Origin of the sequence: Krasilnikovia sp. M28-CT-15 (assembly GCF_047159595.1) — a bacterium.
GTDB lineage: Bacteria > Actinomycetota > Actinomycetes > Mycobacteriales > Micromonosporaceae > Actinoplanes.
Window position 1 is genome coordinate 5,221,652 of record NZ_BAAGAK010000001.1, and the last position, 20,220, is coordinate 5,241,871.

17 protein-coding genes are annotated in these 20,220 nt (G+C 72.1%); 1 reads left to right on the top strand and 16 read right to left on the bottom strand.

Annotation, left to right across the window (positions count from 1 at the left end):
* Positions 1-2: 2 nt before the first annotated feature.
* The 16 genes from def to pyrR all read right to left on the bottom strand — a co-directional run bounded on the left by def (position 3) and on the right by pyrR (position 19,224).
* The gene (gene def / locus ACMCNO_RS23985; RefSeq protein ID WP_412751700.1) at positions 3-566 is read right to left on the bottom strand and encodes a peptide deformylase; all 564 of its coding nucleotides are present in this window, start codon (positions 564-566) and stop codon (positions 3-5) included.
* 34 nt (positions 567-600) lie between these two features.
* The gene (locus tag ACMCNO_RS23990) at positions 601-1,818 is read right to left on the bottom strand and encodes a cytochrome P450 (RefSeq protein WP_412751701.1); all 1,218 of its coding nucleotides are present in this window, start codon (positions 1,816-1,818) and stop codon (positions 601-603) included.
* A gap of 434 nt (positions 1,819-2,252) precedes the next feature.
* Positions 2,253-4,721: a primosomal protein N' gene (locus tag ACMCNO_RS23995; protein ID WP_412753792.1), complete on the bottom strand. Its 2,469-nt coding sequence runs from the start codon at positions 4,719-4,721 to the stop codon at positions 2,253-2,255.
* Positions 4,722-4,831: 110 nt separating this feature from the next.
* Complete coding sequence (gene metK / locus ACMCNO_RS24000) at positions 4,832-6,022, bottom strand: methionine adenosyltransferase (RefSeq protein ID WP_412753793.1); 1,191 nt, start codon at positions 6,020-6,022, stop codon at positions 4,832-4,834.
* A gap of 64 nt (positions 6,023-6,086) precedes the next feature.
* A complete protein-coding gene (coaBC, locus tag ACMCNO_RS24005; protein ID WP_412751702.1) occupies positions 6,087-7,301 on the bottom strand; it encodes a bifunctional phosphopantothenoylcysteine decarboxylase/phosphopantothenate--cysteine ligase CoaBC in 1,215 nt (404 codons plus the stop codon).
* 98 nt (positions 7,302-7,399) lie between these two features.
* Positions 7,400-7,663, bottom strand: coding sequence for a DNA-directed RNA polymerase subunit omega (gene rpoZ, locus ACMCNO_RS24010; RefSeq protein ID WP_130508105.1), 264 nt, complete (start codon positions 7,661-7,663; stop codon positions 7,400-7,402).
* 62 nt (positions 7,664-7,725) lie between these two features.
* Positions 7,726-8,325: a guanylate kinase gene (gene gmk, locus ACMCNO_RS24015; protein ID WP_412751703.1), complete on the bottom strand. Its 600-nt coding sequence runs from the start codon at positions 8,323-8,325 to the stop codon at positions 7,726-7,728.
* A gap of 32 nt (positions 8,326-8,357) precedes the next feature.
* The gene (mihF, locus tag ACMCNO_RS24020; protein WP_130508107.1) at positions 8,358-8,675 is read right to left on the bottom strand and encodes an integration host factor, actinobacterial type; all 318 of its coding nucleotides are present in this window, start codon (positions 8,673-8,675) and stop codon (positions 8,358-8,360) included.
* Positions 8,676-8,859: 184 nt separating this feature from the next.
* Positions 8,860-9,690 (bottom strand): orotidine-5'-phosphate decarboxylase, encoded by an 831-nt coding sequence (pyrF, locus tag ACMCNO_RS24025; protein WP_412751704.1) that lies wholly within the window; start codon positions 9,688-9,690, stop codon positions 8,860-8,862.
* Between the two features lie 21 nt (positions 9,691-9,711).
* Positions 9,712-10,965 (bottom strand): adenosylmethionine--8-amino-7-oxononanoate transaminase, encoded by a 1,254-nt coding sequence (locus ACMCNO_RS24030; RefSeq protein ID WP_412753794.1) that lies wholly within the window; start codon positions 10,963-10,965, stop codon positions 9,712-9,714.
* A gap of 80 nt (positions 10,966-11,045) precedes the next feature.
* The gene (locus tag ACMCNO_RS24035) at positions 11,046-12,080 is read right to left on the bottom strand and encodes a quinone-dependent dihydroorotate dehydrogenase (RefSeq protein ID WP_412751705.1); all 1,035 of its coding nucleotides are present in this window, start codon (positions 12,078-12,080) and stop codon (positions 11,046-11,048) included.
* Entirely contained in the window at positions 12,077-15,388 is a 3,312-nt protein-coding gene (gene carB / locus ACMCNO_RS24040) for a carbamoyl-phosphate synthase large subunit (protein WP_412751706.1), read from the bottom strand. Before carB ends, ACMCNO_RS24035 begins: the two co-directional genes overlap by 4 nt.
* A complete protein-coding gene (gene carA, locus ACMCNO_RS24045; protein ID WP_412751707.1) occupies positions 15,388-16,503 on the bottom strand; it encodes a glutamine-hydrolyzing carbamoyl-phosphate synthase small subunit in 1,116 nt (371 codons plus the stop codon). The genes carB and carA overlap by 1 nt, the downstream gene beginning before the upstream one ends.
* Positions 16,500-17,765: a dihydroorotase gene (locus ACMCNO_RS24050; protein ID WP_412751708.1), complete on the bottom strand. Its 1,266-nt coding sequence runs from the start codon at positions 17,763-17,765 to the stop codon at positions 16,500-16,502. The genes carA and ACMCNO_RS24050 overlap by 4 nt, the downstream gene beginning before the upstream one ends.
* The gene (locus ACMCNO_RS24055) at positions 17,762-18,685 is read right to left on the bottom strand and encodes an aspartate carbamoyltransferase catalytic subunit (protein WP_412751709.1); all 924 of its coding nucleotides are present in this window, start codon (positions 18,683-18,685) and stop codon (positions 17,762-17,764) included. The genes ACMCNO_RS24050 and ACMCNO_RS24055 overlap by 4 nt, the downstream gene beginning before the upstream one ends.
* Positions 18,682-19,224, bottom strand: a complete 543-nt coding sequence (gene pyrR, locus ACMCNO_RS24060) for a bifunctional pyr operon transcriptional regulator/uracil phosphoribosyltransferase PyrR (RefSeq protein WP_412753795.1) — start codon at positions 19,222-19,224, stop codon at positions 18,682-18,684. The genes ACMCNO_RS24055 and pyrR overlap by 4 nt, the downstream gene beginning before the upstream one ends.
* A 314-nt stretch (positions 19,225-19,538) precedes the next feature.
* Between pyrR and ACMCNO_RS24065 the strand changes: the two genes are divergently transcribed.
* Entirely contained in the window at positions 19,539-20,027 is a 489-nt protein-coding gene (locus ACMCNO_RS24065; RefSeq protein WP_412736173.1) for a transcriptional regulator, read from the top strand.
* Positions 20,028-20,220 lie beyond the last annotated feature (193 nt).

Genomic DNA, 20,220 nt, shown 5'->3' on the forward strand with positions numbered 1-20,220 from the left:
ACTCACCGCCCCAGACCCAGGCCGAACAGGCCCCGCCCGTGCGGGCTCTGCTTGACCGTCGGCGGGGCGCCGTCGTCGTACCACTCGGCGGCCCGGATCTGCTTCATGGCCTCCTTGCGGCCGGCCGGGTCGAGCCGGTCGATGAACAGCACACCGTCGAGATGGTCCGTCTCGTGCTGCACGCAGCGGGCCATCAGACCCGTGCCGACCAGCTGGATCGGGTCGCCGTGCTCGGTGAAGCCGCGGGCCACCACGTTCTGGCGGCGCTTGGTGTCCAGGTAGACGCCGGGGATGGACAGGCAGCCCTCCGGGCCGTCCTGCTCCTCGTCGTCCGGGAAGTCGAGCACCGGGTTGATGATGTGGCCCACCACGTCGTCCACGTCGAACGCGAACACCCGCAGGCCGACCCCGAGTTGCGGGGCGGCCAGTCCGGCCCCGCCCTCGTCCCGCATGGTCTCGATCAGGTCGGCGACGAGCCTGCGCAGCTCGGCGTCGAAATCCACGACAGGCTCGGCCGGGGTGCGCAGCACCGGGTCGCCGAACAGACGGATGGGCTGGACGGTCACGCGGTGCAACTCCCTCAGGGTACGGACGAGAGGCCTAGTCTACGGAGTCCAGCCGTACCGGCAGCGTCGCCCAGCCACGCAGGTTCGAACGGTCCCGGCGTTCCGGCCTGCGGGCCAGCGCCAGGCGGGGGAAGCGGCGCAGCAGCGCGGGCAGTGCCACCTGCGCCTCCAGCCGGGCCAGCGGCGCGCCGAGGCAGTAGTGGGCGCCCGCGCCGAACGACAGCGGGGCGTTTCCCGGCCGGTCCGGGTCGAACCGGTCCGGATCGGTGAACCGCTCCGGATCCCGGTTCGCGGCGCCCAGCAGCAGGATCAGCTCGGTCCCGCCGGGCACCGGGACACCCTCGATCTCCTTGTCCCGGCCGACGAAGCGGTTGGTGGCCTGCACCGGCGAGTCGATCCGCAGGATCTCCTCCACGTACGCGGGTGCCAGCGCCGGATCGGCGGCCAGCCGCCGCGCGTACTCGGGATGCTCCAGCAGCAACATCACGCCGTTGCCGAGCAGGTTCGTGGTGGTCTCGAAGCCCGCCACGAGCAGCAGTGCCAGGTTGCCCATGAGTTCCGCGCCGGTGAGCCGGTCCCCATCCGCGTCATGGGCGGCGGCCAGCACCGTGACGAGATCATCGGCGGGTTCCCGGCGGCGCAGCGCCAGCAGCTGTTCGAAGTACGCCTCCAGCTCGTACGCGGCCTTGTGCGCCGCTCGGCCCTGCTCACGGCTGTAGCGCACCTCCAGGACCGCGGTCAGCGCCTCGGCGAGGCGGCGGAACATGCCGCGGTCGGTGGCGGGCACCCCGAGCAGGGCGGTGATCACCCCGATCGGCAACGGGTACGCCAGGTGGGTGATCACGTCGACCTCGCCGTCGACCGCGTTCGCGGCCAGCTCGTCCAGGGCCTCGTCGACCTGCGCCACGATGACCTCGCGCAGGGCGTTGACCCGGCGGGCGGTGAAGACTCCGGCGGCGAGTCGCCGCATGCGGGTGTGGTTGGGCGGGTTCTGCTTCAGCATCGAGTCGACGAACAGGAGGAGGGCACGGTTGGCGCGCCAGTCCGGCCACTGTGTGTCGAGCATCGCCGCGTCGTACGCCAAGATGTCCGGGTCGCGCAGGATCCGGTCGACGGCTGCGTACCCCGTGACGAAGCACGCGCCCTGGCCGGGCACGACCGGTCCCTGGGCGCGCAGGGCGGCATAGGCGGCGTACGGCTCCTTGTTGGTGCCCGGCGACAGCAACGTCCCGATGGCGGTGGCGGCGTCCATCGTTCCATTGTGACGGATCTTGACAACGAGATGATCTTGAGAGGCGGACCTCCCAGGACGGCCGGGGTCGGCCTCTGATGAATCTGGTGAGAGCAGGGCCCCACCGGCAGGTGCGGGCGTGCGAGGTGACGCCGTCACCGGCGTCGTTCACCGCGACGAGGTCTGCTGCCCGCTCGCCCGTCACGAGCTCGTCGAACCGGGGCCCGGCCGAGCCGGTCGATGCGCTCGCCGAGGCGTTGGGGGCACTACCGTGGCCGACCGGCAGCGCGCGGGCACGCTCGCCTACGGACACCACCGTGGCCGACCGGCAGCCCGCGGGCAGGCTCGCCTGCGGACAACGCCGTGGCCGACCGGCAGCCCGCGGGCAGGCTCGCCTGCGGACAACGCCGTGGCCGACCGGCGCAGCGCGCGGGCGCACGCTCGCCTGCGGATAGTCAGAACAGGTCCGCCGGGTCGATCTGGATGCGCACCGGCAGGGTCGCCTTGCGGGCACCGCGGACCGCGGCCGCCTCGTGCAGCGCCCGGGCCAACTCGGGCAGTGCGCTGCGGGCTACCCGCACCAGCATCCGCTCCTGGTCGTCTCCGGCGTCCGGCGCCTCCGCGTCGCCTGCGGCGCGTCCCCGGGCAGGCGCGTCCGGTCCGGCTCGACCGGGGCGCGGCGCGGCGCGGGGACCGCGGCCGGGGCCCGCCGGGACTGGACCGAGCAGTTCCGCGCCGTCGGGCAGCCGGGCCGCGTCGAGCAGCTCAGCCACCGCCTCGGGGCGGCCGGTCACGCTGGCCATCCGGGCCGCCGGGGGAAAGCCGAGCTCTCGGCGCTCGGCCAGCTCGCGCGCGGCGAACCAGCCCGGATCCCAGCGCAGCAGCGCCTGCACGGGCGCCAGCGACCCGTCGGCCACCACGATCACCCGGCCCCCGGCGCGGCCAGGGCGGGCCAGCGCGGCGGCGCTCAGCCACCGGCGCATCGTCTCCTCGGCGGCGCGCAACTCCGAGCGGGTCAACAGCGCCCACGTGTCGAGCAGCAGCACCGCGCCGTACCCGCCCTCGGCACGCGGCTCGGCGCCCGGAGTGGACACCACCACGGCCGGCTCCCCGGGCACGACGTCCAGGACCTCGTCGCGGCCGGAGGTGCGCACCGGCACCCCCGGGAACGCGCGGCCCAGCTCCTCCGCGGTCCGCCGGGCCCCGGTCACCGAGGCGCGCAGGCGCCGGGCACCGCAGGTGGGACAGGTGTACGCGGCGGCCACCCGGCCGCACCAGTGGCAGGTGGGCATCGCCCGGGCCCCCGCCAGCCCCAGCGGCCCGGCGCAGTGCGGGCAGCGGGCCGGGGTGCGGCAGTCCGCACACGCGATCGCGGGCAGATAACCCCGGCGGGGCACCTGCACCAGCACGGGCGCCCCGGCCTGCAGCGCCTGCCGGGCCGCCTGCCACGCCAGGCTGGGCAGCCGGGCCGTGGCCGCGCCGGGGTCACGGGCGAGCTCGGGATCGTCCCCGGTCGGCGAGATCGCGGGGCTGCGCGCGCGCAGCGTCTCCCGGTCCGCGCTGATCTCCTTCGCCCACCCGGTCTCCAGCAGCAACTGCCCCTCCCCGGTACGGGCGTACCCGCCGACCACCGCCGCGCACCCGGCCAGCTGGGCGCGGGTGAGCAGCACCTCGCGGGCGTGCGGGTACGGCGCGCGGGGCTCGGCGTGCAGGTCGTCGCCGTCGTCCCAGATCACCACGAGGCCGAGCGCGGCGACCGGGGCGAACATGGCCGCCCGGGTGCCCGCCACGACCGGCACCCGATGCCGGCTCGCGGTCAGAAACCGGCGGTAGCGTTCCGCCGGGCCGAGAGCGGCGTTGAGCGCGACATGCTGCCCGGGACCGAGGGCAGCGGTGAGTGCGAGATCGAGCCGATCCAGGTCACGGGCGTCGGGCACCACCACGACCGCCCCCCGCCCGGCGCGCACCGTGGCGGCGACAGCCTCGGCGATCCGGGCCGCCCAGTCCTCGCCCGGCAGCGCCGCCCAGACCGCGCGGGCGGCCCGACCGTCGGCGAGAGCCCGCAAGAATGCGGGTCCGGCTGAATACGCCCCCCAGCCACGATCACCGCCCGCCTCCTCATCAGGCCCCGGCGCCCCGCCGCCTTCCCCCACCCCGCCCCGAATCGACGCCCCGTCGTGCGCGATGGGGCGCACCCCGTCGTGCGCCCCGTCGTGCGCCCCGCGGATCTTGGTCAGGTTCCGCCCCCAAGGGGGCGGAACCTGACCAAGATCCGCGCCTGCCGGGTCAAGTTCACCATCGCTCCCCAACGGCGACGGGTAGCTCTTGGAGCCTGGTGGCCCCTCCAGGGGCCTGCCGCTTCCAAGAGACGAAGCACCCAGGACGGACCCCACCCCCGCGGAACCACCAACCCCCGATCGACCCATCTCGAAACCAGGCGCCCCGAAGCCACGCGACCCGGAAACGGGTGACCCGGAAACAGGTGACCCCGAACCAGGCGACTCCAAATCAGGCAGCCCCGAACCAGGCGACCCGGAAACGGGCGACTCGGAAACGGGCGCCTCGGAGTTGGAGCCGGCCTGCTGGGAAGCGGACCCGGGTGAGGGTGCCGTGGGCTGGGACTCGACGCGGGCGTGGCGGGGTGGGACGGCCAGGCGCAGCACGTCGCCCAGATTGCCCGCGTAGCGGTCGGCGACCGCGCGGGCCAGCCGGGCCACCTCCGGGTCGAGGACCCGCTCCGGGGAGACGACCCGGTCGAGGTACGCGAGCTTGGTGTGCTCCGAGGACTCGACGCGTTCGAGCAGGAAGCCGCCGACGAGCCGGCCGGCGAACCGGACCCGGACCCGGACCCCGGGCTGGGCGGCCTCGTCGTCGTCCGCCGCGACGAGGTAATCGAAGGGACGGTCGAGGTGGGCCAGGGGCATATCGACGCAGACACGCGCGACCGGGAGCCGTGGTGCCGGCTCCCGGTCGCGTTTCGTGCTGCTCGGTGGTGTCACCCGACCATCCTGCCGGGTGACACCGACAAGTTCCGTCAGGCCGCGGCGGCCTTGAGGTCCTGGGCGCGGTCGGTGCTCTCCCACAGCAGCTCCGGCAGCTCCCGGCCGAAGTGACCGTACGCGGCGGTCTGCTGGTAGATCGGGCGCAGCAGGTCCAGGTCGCGGATGATCGCGGCGGGGCGCAGGTCGAAGACCTCCTTGATCGCCTTCTCGATGCGCTCCACAGGCACGTTCTCCGTGCCGAAGGTCTCCACGAACAGGCTCACCGGGTGCGCCTTGCCGATCGCGTACGCGACCTGCGTCTCGCACCGCTCGGCCAGGCCCGCGGCCACCACGTTCTTCGCCACCCAGCGCATCGCGTACGCGGCGGAGCGGTCCACCTTGGACGGGTCCTTGCCGGAGAACGCGCCGCCGCCGTGGCGGGCGTACCCGCCGTACGTGTCGACGATGATCTTGCGGCCGGTCAGGCCCGCGTCGCCCATCGGGCCACCGATCTCGAACCGGCCGGTCGGGTTGACCAGCAGCCGGTAGCCCTCGGTGTCCAGGCCCAGGATCTCCAGCTCGGGCGCGATCACGTGCTCGCGGACATCCGGGGTGAGCAGCGACTCCAGCGAGATGTCCGCGGCGTGCTGCGACGACACGACGACCGTGTCGAGGCGCACCGGGCGCAGCCCGTCGTACTCGATCGTGACCTGGGTCTTGCCGTCGGGACGCAGGTACGGGATCGTGCCGTCCTTGCGGGCGGCCGACAGCCGGCGGGCCAGCCGGTGCGCGAGGGCGATCGGCAGCGGCATCAGCTCGGGCGTCTCGGAGCACGCGAAGCCGAACATCATGCCCTGGTCACCCGCACCCTGGGCGTCCAGCACGTGCTCGGAGTCGCCCTTGCGCAGCTCGATCGCCGAGTCCACGCCCTGGGCGATGTCCGGCGACTGGGCACCGATGGAGACGCTGACGCCGCAGGACGCCCCGTCGAAGCCCTTCTTCGACGAGTCGTACCCGATCCCGAGGATGGTGTCGCGCACGATCGCCGGGATGTCGGCGTACGCCTGAGTCGTGACCTCACCGGCGACGTGCACCTGGCCGGTGGTGATCAGCGTCTCCACGGCTACGCGGCTGCGGGGGTCCTGCCGCAGCAGGGCGTCGAGAATACCGTCGCTGATCTGGTCAGCGATCTTGTCCGGGTGGCCTTCCGTGACCGACTCGGAGGTGAACAGGCGGCGTGCCACGGTGCTCCTCAGGGTGTCGAGTAGTTCGTTGCGCGGAAGTGTAGTCACCTCCGCGAGGCGTACGTCATGCTGTCCCATCGTCGGCGACCTGCGGCGGGAGGCGCGTGAGCACCGCGTCCCATATCGCATCCGACACATCGTCTTTCGGTAGTTCGCCGAGTTCGACGAGAGTTCCGTCGGCGCCCACGAGGGTGACCGTGTTCGACTCGGCGCCGAAGACGCGGTCGACGCCCACCTCGTTAACGACGATCAGGTCAGCGCGTTTCTTGGCGAGCTTGGCCCGGGCGTTGTCCAGCGCGTCGTGCGTCTCCGCGGCGAACGCGACCAGCACCTGACCAGGGCGTTTGGCGGCGCCCAGTTCGGCGGCGATGTCCGGGTTGGTGACCAGTTCGATCGTGGGCGGCGTACCCGAATCGGACTTTTTGATCTTTCGGTCGGCGACCGTGGCGGGGCGGAAGTCCGCCGGCGCGGCGGCCATCACCACCGCGTCCGCCCCGGCGGCCGCCTCCAGCACCGCCTTGCGCAGCTCCTCGGTCGTGCCGACCTCGACGAGGTCGGCACCGGCCGGGGTGGGCAGGGCGACGTTCGCGGCGACCAGCGTGACGCGCGCTCCCCGGGCCACCGCGGTACGCGCCAGCGCGTAGCCCTGCTTGCCGGAGGAGCGGTTACCGAGGAATCGGACCGGGTCCAGCGGCTCGCGGGTTCCCCCGGCGGTGACCACCACGTGCCGCCCGGCCAGATCCGGCCGGACCCCGCGCAGCGCGCGGCGGGCGATCGCGAAGATCTCCTCGGGCTCGGGCAAGCGGCCCTTGCCGGTGTCTGCGCCGGTGAGCCGCCCCACCGCGGGCTCGATCACCACGGCGCCGCGCGAGCGCAGCAGCGCCACGTTGGCGACCGTCGCCGGGTTCTCCCACATCTCGGTGTGCATGGCGGGGGCGTAGACCACCGGGCAGGTGGCGGTGAGCAGGGTGTTGGTGAGCAGGTCGTCGGCGATGCCGTGGGCGGCCTTGGCCAGCAGGTCGGCGGTGGCGGGGGCCACGACGACCAGCTCGGCGTGGCGGCCGATGCGCACGTGCGGCACCTCGTGGGCGTCGTCCCACACCTCGGTCGTGGCGGGACGGCCGGACAGCGCAGCCCAGGTGGGGGCGCCGACGAACTTCAGCGCGGACGCGGTGGGCACCACCCGCACCCCGTGCCCGGACTCGGTGAACAGCCGCAGCAGCTCACACGCCTTGTACGCGGCGATGCCGCCGCAGACGCCGAGCACGACCTCGGTCATGAACTCTCCCCCGGGAGACGACGAAACCCGCGCCCCGGTGCGGGACGCGGGTCCATGGATCCTGGTCGTGCGGTAACGGCCGGGACCCGGCGTGCGGGTCAGGGCTGGTCGGTGGCCTCAGCCGTCAGCAGGCCGGCGTTGATCTCCCGGAGGGCGATCGACAGCGGCTTCTCCTGCGGGGTGGTCTCCACCAGCGGGCCGACGTACTCCAGCAGGCCCTCACCGAGCTGGCTGTAGTAGGCGTTGACCTGGCGGGCGCGCTTGGCCGCGAAGATCACCAGCGAGTACTTCGACGAGGTCTTGTCGAGCAGCTCGTCGATCGGCGGGTTGGTGATGCCTTCGGGGTTGGCGATGGTTGCCACGGTGGTGAAATCCTCAGTGGTCGGGAGCTGATGGGCCTCGAAGTTGCCCAGACCCCAGGAGGTCAAACCTCAGGGGCTTGAGCGGGCGTCAGGAATGACGAACCGAGCAATCCTACCAGTTCGTCCGCGGCGCGCTCGACGAAGTCGTTGACCACCGTTCGGTCGAATTCGGTCTCCGCCGCCAGCTCCTCGTCGGCGTGGGCCAGCCGACGCTTGATCGTCTCTTCGTCGTCCGTGCCCCGGCCGATCAGCCGGCGCTGCAGCTCCTCGACGCTGGGCGGGGCGAGGAAGACCAGCTGCGCGTCCGCCATCGCGGCGCGGACCTGGCGGGCGCCCTGCAGGTCGATCTTCAGCAGTACCGGGCGGCCCTGGGCGAGCCAGCCCTCCACCTGCGCCCGGGGGGTGCCGTAGAGGTTGCCCGCGAACTCTGCCCACTCGAGCAGCTGGTCGCCGTCGATCAGCCGCTGGAACTCCGAACGGGTCACGAAGTGATAGTGCTCACCGTCGGTCTCGTAGTCGCGCTTCTTGCGGGTCGTCACCGACACCGACAGCTTGATCCATGGCGAGCGCGCCCGGATCAGCTCGATCACGCTGTCCTTGCCGACCCCGGAGGGGCCGGACAGGACGGTGAGACGGGCTGCCGGGCGCGCTTCGTCATCCATGCTCACGGCTCATTCCTACACGAGCCGATGAGTCAGTTCGCAGCGAACTCCCCCAGGAGGGCCTTGCGCTGCTGCTCGCCGAGGCCACGGAGGCGACGGCTGTCGGCGATCTTGAGCTTCTCCATGATCTGGGTGGCCCGGATCTTGCCAATTCCCGGCAGCGCCTGCAGCACGGCCGAGACCTTCAGCTTGCCGACGACGTCGTCGCCCTCGGCCCGCTCCAGTACGGCGGCGAGGGTGGTCTTGCCAGACTTGAGCTGTTCCTTGAGCTCGGCCCGGGCCTTGCGAATCTCCGCGGCCTTCTCCAGCGCGGCTGCACGCTGCTCGGGGCTCAGTGACGGGAGCGGCACCAGTTCTCCTCAGGTCCCTATGCGGCGGTACTCCAATACCGGCGCTTCTGTGAAACGTGGTGTGCCATGGAACCAAAGGGGCATGTGGTTCCCGGCGCCGGGAAAACTAGCGGTCAACGACGGTTTCGGCAACGTGGGGGTACCCCCCGACCGGTTCGGGCGGGACCTGCTAGGCGGCTCAATTTCACCCGAGCGCGGCCCGGCAATCCGCCGTCGCGCGGGCCGCCGCGGCCCGCAGATCGGCCACGGACGGTCCCGCGCCGAGCACTTCCCGCGAGTACGACGGCAGCACGTTCCGCACGCTTTCGCCGAAGACCGCGCGGAGGTCCGCGGGGGTCGCGCCCTGCGCTCCGAGGCCCGGGGCGAGCAGCGGCCCGTTCACCTTGGACAGGTCGTGACCGGTTTCGCCGATCGTCGCGCCGACCACCAGACCGAGGCTGCCGAGCGGATCCGCACCCGCGTTGACCTGCGAAATCTCGTCGATGACGGTTTGCGCGACGGTCCGGCCGTCGGCCGCGACTGCGTGCTGGACGGCCGGTCCCTCCGGATTGGACGTCAGCGCCAGGACGAAGACTCCGGCGCCGTGCGTGGCCGCGAGGTCGAATGCCGGCTGCAACGAGCCCACTCCGAGATAGGGACTCACAGTAATCGCGTCCGCACTCAGCGGACTCGCCGGATTGAGGTACGCGTCGGCGTACGCGGCCATCGTCGAGCCGATGTCGCCACGCTTCACGTCGAGCAGCACAAGCGCGCCGGCCTCGCGGGACTGTCGGATAGTTGACTCAAGAACGGCCACGCCACGTGACCCAAATCTCTCGAAGAACGCCGACTGTGGCTTCAGAACGGCGACCCGATCGGCCAGTGCGTCGACCACCGTACGGGCGAAGCGTTCCAGGCCGGCGACGTCGTCCGGCAGACCCCACCGGTCGAGCAACGCGGCGTGCGGATCGATGCCCACACAGAGGGGACCGCGCTGCGTGACCGCCCGGCTCAGCCGGGTTCCGAAGCTCTCCATCGAGTCGAATCACTCCTTCTGTCAGGTGGCTGCCACCGCGGCGGTGATCGCCGCGGTAATGCGGGCGACGTCAGCGTCGTCCGTCACGTAGGGGGGCATGGTGTAGATCAGGTCCCGGAACGGGCGCAGCCACACGCCCTCGGCGACCGCCGCCGCCGTGGCCTTCGCGACGTCGACGTCGTGGTCGAGCTGGACCACGCCGATCGCGCCGAACACCCGGACGTCGGCGACCCCTGCAGCGCCGCGCAGCGGCTCCAGCCCGGCCGCCAGGCCCGCCTCGATGCGCCGTACCGCGCCGGCCCAGTCCGTGGCCCGCAGCAGGCCGAGGGAGGCATTGGCGACCGCACAGGCCAGGGGGTTGCCCATGAACGTGGGCCCGTGCGCCAGGCCGCCGCCCTCGCCCGCCGAGACGGCCGTGGCGACCTCCGTGGTGCACAGCGTCGCGGCCAGGGTCAGATAGCCGCCGGTCAGCGCCTTGCCCAGGCACATGATGTCCGGGCTCACCCCGGCGTGTTCGGCCGCGAACAGCGCCCCGGTGCGCCCGAAGCCGGTGGCGATCTCGTCGAAGATCAGCAGGATGTCGTGTGCCCGGGTCACCTCGCGCAGCACCCGCAGATACCCGGGGTGGTGGAACCGCATCCCGCCCGCCCCCTGCACCAGCGGCTCCACGATGACCGCGGCCAGCTCGTCCGCGTGCCGCGCGATCGTCGCGGCCAGCTCGTCGGCGTACCCCTGGTCGAACTCGGCCGGCGGTGGCGCCGCGAAGACCTGCCGGGGCAGCACCCCGGTCCACAGCTGGTGCATGCCGCCGACCGGGTCGCAGACGCTCATCGGATGGAACGTGTCACCGTGGTAGCCGCCGCGCCAGGTGGCCAGCCGGTGCCGTTGCGGCCCGTGCCGGAAGCGCTGCGCCTGCAACGCCATCTTGATGGCCACCTCGACCCCCACGGATCCGGAGTCGCAGAGGAAGACGTGCTCCAGGCCGTCGGGGGTCAGCTCGACCAGCGTGGCGGCCAGCTCGACCGCCGGGGCGTGGGTGAGCCCGCCGAACATGACATGGCTCATCCGGCCGCTCTGCTCGATCAGAGCGGCGTCCAGCGCCGGGTGCCGGTAGCCGTGGATGGCGGCCCACCACGACGACATCCCGTCGACCAGTTCCCGGCCGTCGGCCAGGCGCAGGCGCACGCCGGCGGCACTGTCCACCACGTACGGATCGGAGCGCCCCGGCATCGGCCCGTAGGGATGCCAGACGTGCGCCCGGTCGAGCTGGAGCAGCCGCCCGGCTTCGCGGCCCGGCCCGGCCTCGGCGGCGTCGGAGAAACCGGACGGTCCGGGGAGGCCGGGCGGGCCACCAGTCACGGCCGGGCTCGTTCCCCGGCCGCGGCGGCGGCGCGGGCCACCGCGCGGACCAGGCCCGGGCCGCGGTAGACGAAACCGGTGTAGAGCTGCACCAGCGAGGCACCGGCGTCGAACAGCCGCGCCGCGTCGTCCGGGTCGAGTATCCCGCCCACCCCGATGACCGGCAGGGTGCCGCCGGTCTCGGTGTGCACGAACTCCACGATCTTGCGGGACCGTTCGGTGAGCGGCCGCCCGGACAGCCCGCCGGCCTCCCCGGCCCGCGGCTGGTCGGCCGGGGCCAGCCCGTCACGGGCCAGGGTCGTGTTCGTGGCGATCACCCCGGAGGTGCCCGTGGACAGGCACACCTCCAGCACCTCCGCGATGGCGGACTCACTGAGATCGGGGGCGATCTTCACCAGCACCGGGGTCTTGCCGACCAGCGCGCCCAGCAGCGACGCCAGCGCCGCCCGGTCCTGCAGCGCGCGCAGGCCCGGGGTGTTGGGCGAGGAAACGTTGACCGCGATGTAGTCCGCGTACGGGCGGAGCAGGTTGTACGAGGTCAGGTAGTCCTCGACCGCCTCCTCGAGAGGGGTCACCTTGGACTTGCCCAGCGAGATCCCCAGCGGCACCGGCAGCGGGCCAAGGTCGGCCAGCCGCTGGGCCAGCGCGGCGGCACCGGCGTTGTTGAAGCCCATCCGGTTGATGATCGCCTCGCTGTCGCGCAGCCGGAACAGCCGTGGCCGGTCGTTGCCCGGCTGGGCGTGCGCGGTCACCGTGCCCACCTCGACGAAGCCGAAGCCGAGCGCGGGCCAGGCGGGCAGCGCGACGCCGTTCTTGTCCATGCCCGCGGCCAGCCCGACCGGGTTGGGGAAGCGCACCCCGAACGCCTCGACCGGGGCGGTCACCGCGTACCGGCGGCGCAGCAGCGCCAGGCTGCGCTGCTGTCCACTCAGGGCGGCCAGCCGCCGCAGGGTGAACTCGTGCGCCGCCTCGGCGTCCCCGCCGCCCACCCGGAACAGCACCGGGCGTACGAGCCGCTCGAAAGCGCTCACCCGGCGCTCCGCAGGGAGGCGTGCAGTTCCTGCAGGGGGCGCACGGTCATGTCGCCGCGCATCAGTGCCTCGATGCCCATCACCGCGGCGGCCACGCCGGGCACCGTGGTGATGCTCGGGATGTCCGCGACCACCGCCGCGCTGCGGATCTCGTACCCGTCGGCGCGGGCGCTCGCCCCGGAGCCCTGCGGGGTGTTGATGACCAGGGCGATCTCCCCGGCGAGGATCAGCTCGACCGCGTTCTTGCCCAGGCTCTCGAAGTGCTTCGGCACGATCTCGCACTCGATGCCGTGGCGCCGCAGCACCTCGCCCGTCCCGGCGGTGCTGACGATCGTGAAGCCCAGGTCGGCGAGGCGCTTCACCGGGAAGATCATCGAGCGCTTGTCCCGGTTGGCCACCGAGACGAACACCTTGCCGCTGGTGGGCAGCGAACCGTACGCGGCGGCCTGGCTCTTGGCGAACGCCGGGCCGAAGCCCGGGTCGATGCCCATCACCTCGCCGGTCGACTTCATCTCCGGCCCGAGCAGGCTGTCCACGCCGTGCCCGGCCGGGGTGCGGAACCGCTTGAACGGCAGCACCGCCTCCTTGACCGCGATCGGCGCCCCGGGCGGGGTCTCCCCGCCGTCGCTGTCGGCCAGCAGCACGCCCTCGGCGCGCAGTTGCGCGATCGTGGCGCCCAGCATGATCCGGGCGGCCGCCTTGGCCAGCGGCACCGCGGTCGCCTTCGAGACGAACGGCACCGTACGGGAGGCCCGCGGGTTGGCCTCCAGCACGTACAGGGTGTCGTCCTTGAGGGCGTACTGGACGTTGAGCAGGCCGCGCACACCCACGCCGCGGGCGATCGCCTCGGTGTAGCGACGTACCTCGGCCAGGTGTGCCCCGGCCAGGGTCACCGGCGGCAGCGAGCACGACGAGTCGCCGGAGTGGATACCGGCCTCCTCGATGTGCTCCATCACGCCGCCGAGGTACACCTCGCCGGTGGCATCGCAGAGCGCGTCCACGTCGATCTCGATGGCGTCGTCGAGGAACCGGTCCACCAGCACGGGGTGGTCCGGGGAGATCTCGGTGGCCCGCTCGATGTACGCCGCCAGCGTGGGCTCGTCGCACACTATCTCCATGCCGCGGCCGCCGAGCACGTACGACGGCCGCACCAGCACGGGGTAGCCGATGTTGTCCGCGATCGCCTTGGCCTGCGCGAAGCTGGTGGCGGTGCCGTGGTCCGGCGAGTTCAGCCCGGCCGTGGCCAGCACCGCGCCGAACGCGCCCCGGTCCTCGGCCAGGTCGATCGACTCCGGGGAGGTGCCGACGATGGGCACCCCGGCGGCCTTGAGGCGGCGCGCCAGCCCCAGCGGGGTCTGCCCGCCGAGCTGCACGACCACCCCGACCACGCCCGGGCCGCCGGCGGCCTTACCGGAGGAGTCCTCGGCGTGCACCACCTCGAGGACGTCCTCGAAGGTCAGCGGCTCGAAGTACAGCCGGTCCGCGGTGTCGTAGTCGGTGGAGACCGTCTCCGGGTTGCAGTTGACCATGACGGTCTCGTACTCGCCCTTGAGGGCCTGGACCGCGTGCACGCACGAGTAGTCGAACTCGATGCCCTGCCCGATCCGGTTCGGCCCCGACCCCAGGATGAGGACCTTGGGCCGGTCCGACGGCGCCACCTCGGTCTCGGAGTCGTATGACGAGTAGTGGTAGGGCGTGTTCGCGGCGAACTCGGCCGCGCACGTGTCGACGGTCTTGTACACCGGGCGTACGCCGAGGCGGTGCCGCAGCGTGCGGACCCCGTCCTCGCCCGCGAGCTCGGGGCGCAGCGCGGCCAGCTGGCGGTCCGACAGCCCGGACCGCTTGGCCCGGCGCAGCAGGTCCTCGTCGAGCACCGCGGCGGCGAGGATCTCGGCGCGCAGTTCCACCAGCGCCGCGATCTCCTCCAGGAACCACGGGTCGATGCGGCCGCTGGCCTCGTGCACCTGCGCGACCGTGGCACCCAGGCGCAGTGCCCGCTCCACGGTGTACAGCCGCCCGTCGTGCGGCACCCTCAGGGCGGCGAGCGTCTCGTCGAGCGAGTCCGTCGGATCCGGCACCGTCCAGAATCCGGCGGCCTTGGTCTCCAGGGAGCGCATGGCCTTGTTGAGCGCCTCGGCGAAGTTGCGGCCCAGGCTCATCGCCTCGCCGACGGACTTCATCGTGGTGGTCAGCTCCGGGTCGGCGCCCGGGAACTTCTCGAACGCGAACCGCGGGATCTTCACCACCACGTAGTCCAGCGCGGGCTCGAACGCCGCCGGGGTCTTCAGGGTGATGTCGTTGGGGATCTCGTCCAGGGTGTAGCCGATGGCCAGCTTCGCGGCGATCTTCGCGATCGGGAAGCCGGTGGCCTTCGACGCGAGCGCCGAGGAGCGGGAGACGCGCGGGTTCATCTCGATGACGACCAGGCGGCCGTTGTCCGGGTTGATCGCGAACTGGATGTTGCAGCCACCGGTGTCCACACCGACCTCGCGCAGCACCGCGATGCCGAGGTCGCGCAGGCGCTGGTACTCCCGGTCGGTCAGCGTCATCGCGGGGGCCACGGTGACGCTGTCGCCGGTGTGCACGCCCATCGGGTCGATGTTCTCGATCGAGCAGACGACCACGACGTTGTCGTGCTTGTCGCGCATCAGCTCGAGCTCGTACTCCTTCCAGCCGAGCACGCTCTCCTCGATGAGCACCTCGTGCACCGGGGAGGCGGCCAGCCCGGCGCCCGCGATGCGTTCCAGGTCCTCGTCGGTGTGCGCCATGCCGGAGCCGAGCCCGCCCATGGTGAACGAGGGCCGGATCACGACCGGCAGGCCCAGCTCGGCCACCGTCGAGCGGACCTCGTCCATCGAGTGGCAGACCCGCGAGCGCGGGGTCTCGCCGCCCGCCTTCGCCACGATGTCCTTGAAGATCTGCCGGTCCTCGCCGCGGCGGATCGCGTCGATGTCGGCACCGATCAGCTCGACGCCGTACTTGTCGAGCACGCCGCTCTCGTGCAGGGCGACCGCGGTGTTCAGCGCGGTCTGCCCGCCCAGGGTGGGCAGGATCGCGTCGGGGCGCTCCCGGGCGATGACCAGCTCGACGAACTCCGGCGTGATCGGCTCGACGTACGTGGCGTCGGCGAACTCCGGGTCCGTCATGATCGTGGCCGGGTTGGAGTTCACCAGCGAGACCCGCAGCCCCTCGGCGCGCAGCACCCGGCACGCCTGGGTGCCGGAGTAGTCGAACTCGCAGGCCTGGCCGATGACGATCGGCCCGGAGCCGATCACCATGACATGGCGCAGATCAGTACGCTTCGGCATCAGGCAGCCCTCTTCTCGACGAGCTCGACGAAGCGGTCGAACAGATAGTCCGCGTCATGGGGACCGGCCGCCGCCTCGGGGTGGTACTGGACGGTGAACGCGGGCACGTCCAGCGCCCGCAGCCCTTCGACCACGTTGTCGTTGAGGCACACGTGACTGACTTCGACGCCGCCGAACTCGGTGTCGGTCACCGTGTCGAGCGGCGCGTCGACGGCGAAGCCGTGGTTGTGGCTGGTCACCTCGACCTTGCCGGTGGTGCGGTCCAGCACGGGCTGGTTGATGCCGCGGTGGCCGTACCCGAGCTTGTAGGTGCCGAAGCCGAGCGCGCGGCCGAGGATCTGGCTGCCGAAGCAGATGCCGAACAGCGGGATGCGGCGGCGCATCACCTCCCGGGCCAGTTCGACCGGGTGGTCCGCGGTGGCGGGGTCGCCGGGGCCGGGCGAGAAGAACACCGCGTCCGGGTTCACCGCCAGCAGGTCGTCCAGGGTGGAGGAGGACGGCAGCACATGGGTGGTGACCCCGCGCTCAGCCAGGCGCCGGGACACGTTGCGCTTGATGCCCAGATCCAGCGCGGCGATCGTGTACCGGTGCTCCCGCACCGCCTGAACCGTGTACGGCTCGGGCGTGCTCACCTGGGCGGACAGGTCCGCGCCGACCATGCCGGGCGACTGCTGGACCCTGGCCAGCAGCGCCTGCGGATCGGTGTCCACGCTGGACACCCCGACCCGCATCGCGCCGCGCTCGCGCAGGTGCCGGGTCAGCGCCCGGGTGTCGACGCCGCTGATCCCGACGACGCCCTCGGCGGCCAGCCGCTCGCCGAGGTCGCCGGTGGCGCGCCAGTTCGAGGCGCGGCGCGCCGGGTCACGGACCACGTAGCCGGACACCCAGATCCGGTCCGACTCGTCGTCTTCGTCGTTGACGCCGGTGTTGCCGATCTGCGGCGCCGTCTGCACCACGACCTGGCGGTGGTACGACGGGTCGGTCAGGGTCTCCTGATACCCGGTCATGCCGGTGGTGAAGACCGCCTCGCCGAAGGTCTCACCGACCGCGCCGTACGCCTCACCGGCGAACGTGCGGCCGTCCTCGAGCACGAGGATCGCAGGGGTGGGTGTCACTTGGTCGCCTTCCCGTCCAGGACTGTCGGCTCTCCCCGAAGGAAGGTCGCGACGATGCGACCCGGCAGGGTGGTGCCCGCGTACGGTGTGTTGCGGCTGCGGCTCGCCAGCCCGGCCGGGTCGACGACCCGACGGGCGGACGGGTCCACCAGCGTGAGATTGGCCGGAGTACCGACCGTGAGGTCGCCGCCGTGCCCGGCCAGCCCGGCGATCCGGGCCGGGGCCCGCGACATGCGTTCGGCGATGAGGTCCCACTGCTCACCGAGGACGGAGAGCACGACCGGCAGCGCGGTTTCGAGGCCGACCATGCCGGGGCGGGCGTATCCCCACTCGCACTCCTTGTCCTCCACGGCGTGCGGGGCGTGGTCGGTGGCCACGATGTCGATCACGCCGTCGATCAGCGCCTCCCGCAGGGCGGCGACGTCGGCGGCGGTACGCAGCGGCGGGTTGACCTTGTACACCGGGTCGTAGCTGGCGGCCAGCTCGTCGGTGAGCAGCAGGTGGTGCGGGGTCACCTCGGCGGTGACCTGCACGCCGCGGGCCTTGGCCTGGCGCAGCACCTCGACGCTGCCCGCGGTGGAGACGTGGCAGACGTGCAGGCGGCTGCCGACGTGCTCGGCCAGCAGCACGTCCCGGGCGATGATCGCCTCCTCGGCGACCGCGGGCCAGCCGGTCAGGCCGAGCCGGGTGGAGACCTCACCCTCGTGCATCTGCGCGCCCTCGGTGAGCCGGGGCTCCTCGGCGTGCTGGGCGATGATGCCGTCGAACGCCTTCACGTACTCCAGGGCGCGGCGCATCAGCCGGGGGTCGGCGACGCAGAAGCCGTCGTCGGAGAAGATCCGCACCCGGGCCGCGGAGTCGGCCATCGCGCCCAGCTCGGCGAGCTGCTTGCCGGCCAGCCCGACGGTGACCGCGCCGATCGGCTGCACGTCGACCAGCCCGGCTTCGTGGCCGAGCCGCCACACCTGCTCGACGACGCCCGCGGTGTCCGCGACCGGGGAGGTGTTGGCCATCGCGCAGACCGCGGTGTAGCCGCCCAGCGCCGCGGCCCGCGAGCCGGTCTCGACGGTCTCGGCGTCCTCGCGGCCGGGCTCGCGCAGGTGGGTGTGCAGGTCGACCAGGCCCGGCAGGGCGACCAGCCCGGCGGCCTCGATCACCTCGGCGCCCGCGGCATCCCCGTCGGCGATCACCCCGTCGCGGATCAGCAGGTCGCGCGGCTCACCGCCGAGAACCCGGACACCCTTGATCAGGTACGCGGTCATTTTCTTCCCCCCAGGAGCAGGTAGAGAACGGCCATCCGGACGCTGACGCCGTTGGTGACCTGTTCGACGATGGTGGAGCGGGGCGAGTCGGCCACCGCCGGGGTGATCTCCATGCCGCGGTTCATCGGACCGGGGTGCATGACGATCGCGTGCTCTCCGAGCCGGTGCATGCGGGTGGCGTCCAGGCCGTACCGGCGGGAGTACTCGCGGGCCGAGGGGAAGAAGGAGTCCTGCATCCGCTCGGTCTGCACGCGCAGCATCATCACCACGTCCGCGGTGGGCAGTACCGCGTCGAGGTCGTACGACACCTCCGTGCCCGGGGCCAGCGCCGCCGCGATGTCCAGCGGGATCAGCGTGGGCGGGCCGACCAGGGTGACCTTGGCGCCGAGCGTGGACAGCAGCAGCACGTTGGAGCGCGCCACCCGGCTGTGCAGCACGTCGCCGACGATCACCACGTGCAGCCCGGCGATCCGGCCGAGGCGCGAGCGCATCGTGTACGCGTCCAGCAGCGCCTGGGTCGGGTGCTCGTGGGTGCCGTCGCCCGCGTTGACCACCGAGCCGTCGACCCAGTTGGCCAGCCGGTGCGGTGCGCCCGAGGCGGAGTGCCGGACGACGACCGCGTCCGCCCCCATCGCCTGCAGGGTCAGCGCGGTGTCCTTGAGGCTCTCCCCCTTGCTGACGCTGGAGCCCTTGGCGGAGAAGTTGATGACGTCCGCGGACAGCCGCTTGGCCGCGGCCTCGAACGAGATCCGGGTCCGGGTGGAGTCCTCGTAGAAGAGGTTGACCACGGTGCGCCCGCGCAGGGTGGGCAGCTTCTTCACCTCGCGGCCCGCCAGCGCGGCCATCTCCGCCGCGGTGTCCAGGATCAGCGTGGCGGTGCCGGCGTCCAGGTCGGCCGCCGAACGCAGATGCTTGATCATTTGTCGCCTCCGGTCAGCCGGACCTCGTCCGTACCGTCGTCGGTCTCGGCCAGCGCCACGCGCACGCTCTCGGACCGGGCGGTGGGGATGTTCTTGCCGACGTAGTCGGCCCGGATCGGCAGCTCGCGGTGGCCGCGGTCGACCAGGACGGCGAGCTGCACCGAGCTGGGCCGCCCGATGTCGCTGAGTGCGTCCAGCGCGGCCCGGACCGTACGGCCGGAGAAGAGCACGTCGTCGACGAGGATGACCCGGCGCCCGTCGATGCCGCCGGGCGGCAGCTCGGTCTTGCCGAGTGCCCGGGTGGCGTGCAGGCGCAGGTCGTCGCGGTAGAGCGTGATGTCGAGCGCGCCGACCGGGACGTCGACGCCTTCGAAGGCGTGGATCCGGGCGGCCAGGCGGTGGGCCAGCGGAACGCCCCGGGTCGGGATGCCGAGAAGTACCGTGCCGGTGGCACCGGAGGTCTTCTCGAGGATCTGATGGGCGATCCGATCCACCACTCGGTGGAGATCAGCCCCGGAAAGAATGATCTTGTCGGTCATGTCGGCACGTGGATATGCCACGGCTGACCTCCTTCCCCGCCTCACGGGACGGGTCGTTAAAGGACGTCTGGCGGGAACCCCGGGACAGGGGTTGACCCACTGGCTGCCGTCACGTTACCAGTGTGCGCAGCGTGCAGGACCGTGACGTGCCCTACCCGCCGGGGAAAGGGGCTAAAGTGGTCAAGTTACGCGACTCCCGCGTCTCATCGGTAACCGACACTTGACCCGGGATCGCAAACTCCGTACCGTCACGCTGCGTAGCGATCCGCGGGAGGAAGAACCCTCCGGGCCAGCACAGCACTGGGAGTGACCGTATGCCGTCTGAGTACGCCAAGTCGTTGGGCGCCCGCCTGCGCTCCATCCGCCAGCAGCAGGGCCTGTCCCTGCAGGGCGTGGAAGAGAAGTCGAACGGCCGCTGGAAGGCCGTCGTCGTGGGCTCGTACGAGCGTGGCGACCGTGCGGTCACCGTGTCTCGTCTGGCCGAGCTCGCCGACTTCTACCGCGTCCCCGTGTCGGAGCTGCTGCCCGACGGCAGCGGGGTTCGGCTCGAAGCCACCAACAAGATCGTTCTCGACCTCGAGAAGCTGTACGACACCACCAACGAGGACCTCGCCTACGTGGCGCGGTACGCCCGGGCGATACAGCAGCAGCGCGGTGACTACAACGGGCGGGTGCTGTCCATCCGCGCCGACGACCTGCGCGCGCTGGCCATCGTCTACGACATCTCGCCGTCCGGCCTCATCGAGCGCCTGACCGAGCAGGGTGTCCTGGTCGCCGACCCGCGGGCGTTCTTCGCCTCCTGAGCACCGAACCCCCACCAGCGGAGCCCGCGTCGCCCACTCCGGCGACGCGGGCTCCGCTGTCTACGCCCGCCGCGCCGCGGCCACCGTCGCGGCGGGCATCGGGATTGCCGCAGATCTTGATGAATTCGGGTCCGCTCCTCACCCGAACTCATCAACTTCCGGGAAACCAGACCTCGCCGTGGGCGGCGGAGCC